At 74.9% G+C, this 7139-nt stretch carries 6 protein-coding genes; 3 read left to right on the top strand and 3 right to left on the bottom strand.

The genetic code is table 11. The annotated features are described in order from the left end of the window. Positions 1–191 precede the first annotated feature (191 nt). On the top strand, positions 192–596 hold the full coding sequence (locus tag EF903_RS25815; protein ID WP_373299023.1) for a transglycosylase SLT domain-containing protein: 405 nt from the start codon (positions 192–194) through the stop codon (positions 594–596). 150 nt (positions 597–746) lie between these two features. Here EF903_RS25815 and EF903_RS25810 read toward each other — a convergent pair whose 3' ends face one another. After that, positions 747–1916, bottom strand: a complete 1170-nt coding sequence (locus tag EF903_RS25810) for a steroid 3-ketoacyl-CoA thiolase (protein ID WP_125547056.1) — start codon at positions 1914–1916, stop codon at positions 747–749. 264 nt (positions 1917–2180) lie between these two features. On the opposite strand from EF903_RS25810, the gene EF903_RS25805 reads away from it, so the two are divergent. After that, entirely contained in the window at positions 2181–3458 is a 1278-nt protein-coding gene (locus EF903_RS25805) for a cytochrome P450 (protein WP_125547054.1), read from the top strand. Positions 3459–3585: 127 nt separating this feature from the next. Further along, positions 3586–3957, top strand: a complete 372-nt coding sequence (locus EF903_RS25800; RefSeq protein ID WP_125547052.1) for a DUF6193 family natural product biosynthesis protein — start codon at positions 3586–3588, stop codon at positions 3955–3957. Between the two features lie 256 nt (positions 3958–4213). Here EF903_RS25800 and EF903_RS25795 read toward each other — a convergent pair whose 3' ends face one another. Next, entirely contained in the window at positions 4214–4903 is a 690-nt protein-coding gene (locus EF903_RS25795) for a CAP domain-containing protein (RefSeq protein WP_125547050.1), read from the bottom strand. Between the two features lie 226 nt (positions 4904–5129). Further along, a complete protein-coding gene (locus EF903_RS25790) occupies positions 5130–7022 on the bottom strand; it encodes a bifunctional glycosyltransferase 87/phosphatase PAP2 family protein (protein ID WP_399421689.1) in 1893 nt (630 codons plus the stop codon). Positions 7023–7139 lie beyond the last annotated feature (117 nt).

Below are 7139 nucleotides of genomic sequence, written 5' to 3'. Positions count from 1 at the left end.
GGCCTTCTCCGAGGGTCCGTAGTAGCGGGGGGCCTTTGCCAGGGCCGCCGGGGCCTGGCTAACTGGTGATGTCGCCACGGCGGCCCGGGCCCACAGCCCGCCGCCCGATGAGCCCCTCTCCCCCGTGTGAGTGACTCACGCATGCCTCCTGCATGCGGCGGCCGCACCCCGTCCCCTACGGAAGGCTCTCCGTGTCCATCTCCGTCATCCGCCGCATCGCCGCTTCCAAGAAGACCCTCGCGGGTACCGTCGTCGGCCTTGCCGCCGCCGGTTCCATGCTGGCCGCCGTTCCCGCGCAGGCCGCCCCGACGAGCGCCAAGGCGATCGCCCAGCAGATGATCAAGGACCCGGCCCAGTTCGCCGCCTTCGACAAGATCATCTCCCACGAGAGCGGCTGGGACCACACGGCCACGAACGCGTCCTCCGGCGCGTACGGCCTGGTCCAGGCCCTGCCGGCCTCGAAGATGGCCTCGGCCGGCTCCGACTGGAAGACGAACCCGGCCACCCAGATCAAGTGGGGCCTGGACTACATGAACGAGCGCTACGGCTCCCCGGTCGGCGCCTGGAACTTCTGGCAGGCCAACCACTGGTACTAAGCCGCGGCAGCACCGCCCGGCCCGACACCGCACCGCCGCCCCGGCTCCACGCCGGCGCGGCGGTGCGGTGCGGTGCGAAGGCCCCGGTGGCCGGCCTCCCCAGGCCGGCCGCCGGGGCCTTCGGCTTCCCATCCCAGTGGGCTCTCGGTGTCACAGCCGCTGGATGATCGTGCCGGTCGCCTGCGCGCCTCCGGCGCACATGGTGATCAGCGCGAACTCCTTGTCGCGGCGTTCCAGCTCGTGCAGCGCGGTGGTGATCAGCCGGGCGCCGGTCGCGCCGACCGGGTGCCCGAGCGCGATGGCCCCGCCGTTGACGTTGACCTTGTCGAGGTCCTGCTCGAAGACCTGCGCCCAGCTGAGGACGACGGAGGCGAAGGCCTCGTTCACCTCGACGACGTCGATGTCCTTCAGGGACATGCCGGCCTTGCCGAGCACGGCCCGCGTCGCGTCGACCGGCCCGTCCAGGTGGTAGTGCGGGTCGGCCCCGACGAGCGCCTGCGCGACGATCCGCGCGCGGGGCTTCAGCTTCAGGGCGCGCGCCATCCGGCGGGAGGCCCACATCAGCGCGGCGGCCCCGTCGGAGATCTGCGAGGAGTTCCCGGCGGTGTGGACCGCGGTCGGCATGACGGCCTTGAGTCCGGCGAGCGCCTCCATGCTCGTGTCGCGCAGCCCCTCGTCCCGGTGCACCAGCCGCCACATGCCCTGCCCGGCGGCCTGCTCCTCCTCGGTGGTGGGGACCTGCACGGCGAACGTCTCGCGCTTGAACCGCTCCTCGGCCCAGGCGGCCGCGGCGCGCTGCTGGGAGAGCAGGCCGAGCCGGTCGACGTCCTCGCGGGACAGGCCCCGGCGGCGGGCGATGCGCTCGGCGGCCTCGAACTGGTTGGGCAGGTCGACGTTCCACTCTTCGGGGAACGGCTTGCCGGGCCCGTGCTTGGAGCCGGCGCCCAGCGGGACCCGGCTCATCGCCTCGACGCCGCAGGCGATCCCGATGTCGATGACGCCGCCGGCGACCATGTTCGCCACCATGTGGTTGGCCTGCTGGGAGCTGCCGCACTGGCAGTCCACGGTCGTCGCCGCGGTCTCGTACGGCAGGCCCATCGCGAGCCACGCCGTGCGGGCGGGGTTCATGGACTGCTCGCCGGCGTGGGTGACGGTCCCGCCGACGACCTGCTCGACGCAGTCGGGCTGGATGCCCGTGCGGGCGAGGAGCTCGCGGTAGGTCTCGCCGAGCAGGTACGCGGGGTGCAGGTTGGCGAGGACGCCCCCGCGCCTGCCGATCGGCGTGCGTACGGCTTCGACGATGACGGGTTCCGCGGCCATGGGATCGTCCTCTCCTGCGCAGCGCTGCCGGCACGGCGGGACCGGGCGGGCCGTTCCCGGCGCCCCGCCCGCACCCCGAAATTGGTACGCGTTCTAGTTCTCTCCCCGAAGTCTTATGACCCGCGGCCCCGGCACGCAAGGGTCTTGCATCCGGCCTCCACGGATTCCACACGCAACCGGCCGCGCGCGGACCCTTGCCACTTCCGGAGCCCGTCACTACCTTCTGCCCAATTGCTGATGGGCCGTCAGACTTGGAGTGCCGCGATGACCTGTCCCGCGCTGCCCGAAGGCTTCGACGCCACCGACCCCGACCTCCTGCAGGAGAGGGTCCCCCTCCCGGAGTTCGCGCGGCTGCGGCAGACGGCCCCGGTGTGGTGGTGCCCCCAGGAGCCCGGCACCACCGGCTTCGACGACGACGGCTACTGGGCCGTGACCCGGCACGCGGACGTCAGGTACGTCTCCACGCACCCCGAGCTGTTCTCGTCGACCACCAACACCGCGATCATCCGCTTCAACGGCGGCATCGCGCGCGAGCAGATCGACGCCCAGCGGCTGATCATGCTGAACATGGACCCGCCCGAGCACACCCGGGTGCGCCAGATCGTCCAGCGCGGCTTCACGCCGCGGGCCGTCCGCGGCCTGGAGGGCGCCCTGCGCGAGCGGGCGCGCCGCATCGCGGAGCAGGCCCGCGCCACGGCGGCGGCTGCGGCTGCGGCGCCGGGCGGGGACCGCGCGGACGGGGGTTTCGACTTCGTCACCCGGGTGGCCTGCGAACTCCCCCTCCAGGCCATCGCCGAACTGATCGGCGTACCCCAGGAGGACCGGCTGCGGATCTTCGACTGGTCGAACAAGATGATCGCCTACGACGACCCCGAGTACGCCATCACCGAGGCGGTCGGCGCCGAGGCCGCCATGGAGCTCATCGGCTACGCGATGCACATGTCCGCCGCCCGCAAGGAGTGCCCCGCCGAGGACATCGTCACCCGGCTCGTCGCCGCCGAGGGCCAGGGCAACCTCAGCAGCGACGAGTTCGGCTTCTTCGTCCTCCTCCTCGCCGTCGCCGGCAACGAGACGACCCGCAACGCCATCAGCCACGGCATGCACGCCTTCCTCACCCACCCCGAGCAGTGGGAGCTCTACAAGGCGACGCGGCCGGCGACGGCCGCCGAGGAGATCGTCCGCTGGGCCACGCCCGTCGTCTCCTTCCAGCGCACCGCCGTCCGCGACACCGAGCTCGGCGGGCAGAAGATCCGGGCCGGCGACCGGGTCGGCCTGTTCTACGCCTCCGCCAATCACGACCCGGAGGTCTTCACCGACCCGGACTCCTTCGACATCACCCGCGACCCGAACCCGCACCTGGGCTTCGGGGGCGGCGGCCCCCACTTCTGCCTCGGCAAGTCCCTGGCCGTGATGGAGATCGACCTCATCTTCAACGCCGTCGCCGACCACCTCCCCGACCTGCGGCTGACCGGCCCGGCACCGCGCCGGCTGCGGGCCGCCTGGCTCAACGGCATCAAGGAGCTGCGGGTCAGCCACCCCTGACCGCGGGTCCGGGCGGGGCGGTCCGGGACGGCGTACGGAGACGATCTCGACAAGCTGCGGTAACGGCACGCCATCGATGCCTTCCCGGCCATTGTGGCGGCGGCGGGGCGGGGCCCAGACTGCGCGGATGAACCTCCAGGACAGCGGAACGCATGCCGGCGTGGAGGCCCGCTGGCAGCGCCTGCCGACGACGTGGCGGCTGATGGTGGAGCGCGGCGGCTCCCAGGCCGCCGCGGGCCGGGGCGTCCTCGCCCTCATCGAAGCCGCCGCCGCGCAACCGGAACTGCGCCGGCTGTACCCGTTCACCAGTCGCTGCGTCCTCCGCTTCGGCTCCCGGGGATGCGTGCCGACCGAGGCGGACGCGCCCGCCCTGGAGCCGACGCGGGACGGCCGCTTCCGCGTCCTGAGCCCCAGCCTGCAACGCGTCATCGGCGAAGCCGACTCGGCGCAGGAGGCGGTGGCCCTGGCCGTCGCCCAACTCCCCCCGCGCTCCGCCTGAACGGGCCGCGCCGCGTCGGCACGTACGCGTACGGGGCCGCGCTGACCCCCGTACGGGCGTACGGGGGTCAGCGCGGACTCCCCCGAGTGGCGGACTCCGCATGCCTGCCGGACCATGACAGGACGCGGCGATCCACCCGCGGGGGCGCCGGGGCCGTTGCGTCCCGGCGCCCCCGCGGCTCCGCGTACGGCCGGCTCCGCTGCGGCCGGCTCCGCTCACGGCCGCGGCGGTACCGCCCGGAAGGGGCCCGGCTCCCCTACCTCTCGCAGCGCCCCAGCACGACCACGTACGTCCCCGCGTCGGACGCCCCGGCGCCCCGGCGCTCCGCGGCGCCGCCCCTCGGCGCGATGCCGAACTCGGTGAGCGAGGGATCCCGGATGATCTCCGCGTGGCCGCCGGTGCTCCGGTTGAGCCACCAGTCCACGGCTGCGCGGGGCGTTCCCGCGCCCGCCCACCCGTTGTAGGTGATCTCGTAGCCGCTCCACGACCGGCCGCCCCGGCAGTATCCGGCGTCGCGGACCCGGTTCACGATCTGCTCGCCGCCCGTGCCGGCGGCCTGCGGGTTGCGGTGCGGGTCCCGCCTGTCGTCCGGGTCCTGCGGGTTCGGCCACCACTTCTGGGCGAGGGCCGCCGCCACGTGCCGGTTCGCCGCCTCCCGCAGCTCGCCGGAGTCCGCCAGCTCCCGCAGCCCGAGCCGCCGGCGCTCGGCGTTGATCAGGCAGTGCACGCCCGCGGTGGCGGGCAGCACCCCGTACCCGAACCGGCCGGGGTCGGCGGGCGGGGGCCGGTCGTAGGCGTCGGCGCCCAACCCCTCGCAGTGCTCCCACGGCTGGGCCGCGGCGCTTCCGGCCGCGGCGGCCGGCAGCGGCGGGCCCGCCGGCGCGGCGGCCGCGGCGGCGGCGGCGAGCAGGACGGCGGCGGGGGCGCGCCGGATGCGCATGCCCATGGCAGTGCCCGTCTCTCCCCGAGTCGGATGTCCGAGCCGCCGACGGTGGATGCCCCGACGGCGTCCGGCCTGAACCTGCCTCCCCCGGCGCCCGGTTGCCCGAACCACGCCCCCCGGGCACGCTCCGGTGCACCACCCTCCATGGTGCGCCCCGGCCCCGGGGCCCGCCATCCGGCCCGCGGGCGGGCGTCGGAGGGGGCCGAAGCCGGGGGCCCAGGGGGCCGGCCTACGGTCGGGCGGCGGCGCGTGACCCGGCCCCGGCGGCCGGTTCGGCCCCGCCACCGCCGGGCGGGGCGCCCTGCGCCGGCAGTCGCACCCGGAGCCGCCGCGGCCCGGACAGCACGTGCACCAGCCCGAACCCGGCGCCGACGACCGCCGCGCCGCCGACCGCGTCCAGCACCCAGTGGTTGGCCGTCGCGACGATCGCGCACACCGTGATCAGCGGGTGCAGCGCCCCGAGCAGCTTCTGCCAGGCCTTCGGCGCCAGGACGACGACCACGATCCCGCACCACAGCGACCAGCCGAAGTGCAGCGACGGCATCGCCGCGTACTGGTTGGAGATGGCCGTCATCGCCCCGTACTGCGGGTTGGCGAGGTCCTGCGGCCCGTGCACCGTGTCGACGAAGCCCATGCCGGGCATCAGGCGCGGCGGTGCCAGCGGGTACAGCCAGAACCCGGCGAGGGCCAGGACGGTGGCCAGCCCCAACGAGGCGCGCGCCCAACGGTAGTCGCCGGGCCGGCGCCAGTAGAGCACGCCCAGGATCGACAACGGCACCACGAAGTGGAACGACGTGTAGTAGAAGTTGAAGAACCCCTCCAGCCACGGCGTCGCCACCACCGCGTGGTTGACGGCGTGTTCGATGTCGATGCCGAGCGCCCGCTCGACTGCGTGGATCTGCCCGCCGTTGTCCTCCGCGACGCTGCGGGAGGCGGGCGCGGCGGCCCGGATGTGCGAGTAGACCGAGTACCCGACCCGTATCAGCAGCAGCTCCAGCAGCAGGTTCGGCCGGGTCAGCACCCGCCGCCAGAACGGCAGGAGCGGGATCCGCGACCAGCGCGCCGCCGCCGGACGCCCGTACTCCGTCGGCACCGGCGCCCGCCAGTACGGGGAGCTGCGCGGCAGGAACGGCACGGCGCAGGCCGCCGCGAGCGCCGCCAGCAGCAGCACGTTGTCCCGTACGGGCGCCAGCGCGGCCATGTTCGGCAGCAGCACCGCACTCGGCAGCGTCGTCGCCAGGACCACCGCGACGGGCCACACCCGCCGGTCCGCGGCCCGCGCCCCGACCCGGCCCGCCACCGCCAGGAGCACCCACAGCAGCTGGTGCCGCCACCCCGTCGGCGCCACGGCGACCGCGACGCACCCGGTGACGGCCGCCGCGAGCAGCACCTGCCCGTCGCGGGCGTACCGCACGGCGCGCCGCAGCCCCGCCCAGACGATCGCGGCGGCGAGCGCCGCGTACAGCACGACCTCGCCGGGCCCGGACAGGCCGAGCCGCAGCAGCGCCCCGTGCACGGACTGGTTGGCGAGCGCGTCGGGGGCGCCGCCGAGGCCGCTGCCGGCCAGGTGGTGCGCCCAGTACGCCCAGGAGTCGCGCGGCAGGGCCGCCCAGGACAGGGCGGTGGCCGCGGCGAACGTCGCGGCGGCCGCGCCGGCGGCGGGGCGGCGGCCGGTCCGCCACAGCAGCGGGGCGAACAGCAGCAGGGCGGGCTGGAGGGCGGCGGCGAGCCCGACGAGGAACCCGGCCGGACGGTCGGCGGGTACCCGGAACAGCGCCAGGAGGACGAGCAGCACGGGCAGGGCGGGCAGGACGAGCAACGCGCTCCGGCCGGACGCGGCGGCTTCGCGGACGGGCAGGGAGACCATCATCAGGCCGACCAGCGCGGGCGCGGCGAGGAGGGCGGTGCGCCGCGGGACGGGGTCGGGCAGGCCGCGTGCGGCGACCAGCCCGACGGCGGCGACGGTCAGCAGCGACGCGCAGGTCCACAGGACGCCGAGGGAGGGCGGCGGGGCGAGTCCGAGGAACGGCTTCAGGACCAGTGCGGCGAAGGGGGTGCCGGGAGTGGCCAGGCTCCCCGCGGTGACCCGCGCCAGTGCCGTGTGGGTGACGAGTCCCCTCACCAGCCTGTTCGACCGCAACTGATTCCCCCTTATCTACAACCCTGATCGCGGGTGCCCCACCTGGACGGGGACGGCTCTGGTACGGGCTCCCGGCCCGCGGGCCCGGATCGGGAAGGA

Source organism: Streptomyces sp. WAC05292, assembly GCF_003949955.1.
GTDB lineage: Bacteria > Actinomycetota > Actinomycetes > Streptomycetales > Streptomycetaceae > Streptomyces > Streptomyces globosus.
This window is presented reverse-complemented; position numbering and strand designations above follow the sequence as displayed.

What these genes read in the sequence shown, in the direction of transcription:
- EF903_RS25805 (WP_125547054.1), top strand. Translation starts at nt 2,181, where the DNA reads ATGACCTGTCCCGCGCTGCCCGAAGGCTTCGACGCCACCGACCCCGAC.
- EF903_RS25795 (WP_125547050.1), bottom strand. Translation starts at nt 4,903, where the DNA reads ATGGGCATGCGCATCCGGCGCGCCCCCGCCGCCGTCCTGCTCGCCGCC.
- EF903_RS25810 (WP_125547056.1), bottom strand. Translation starts at nt 1,916, where the DNA reads ATGGCCGCGGAACCCGTCATCGTCGAAGCCGTACGCACGCCGATCGGC.
- EF903_RS25800 (WP_125547052.1), top strand. Translation starts at nt 3,586, where the DNA reads ATGAACCTCCAGGACAGCGGAACGCATGCCGGCGTGGAGGCCCGCTGG.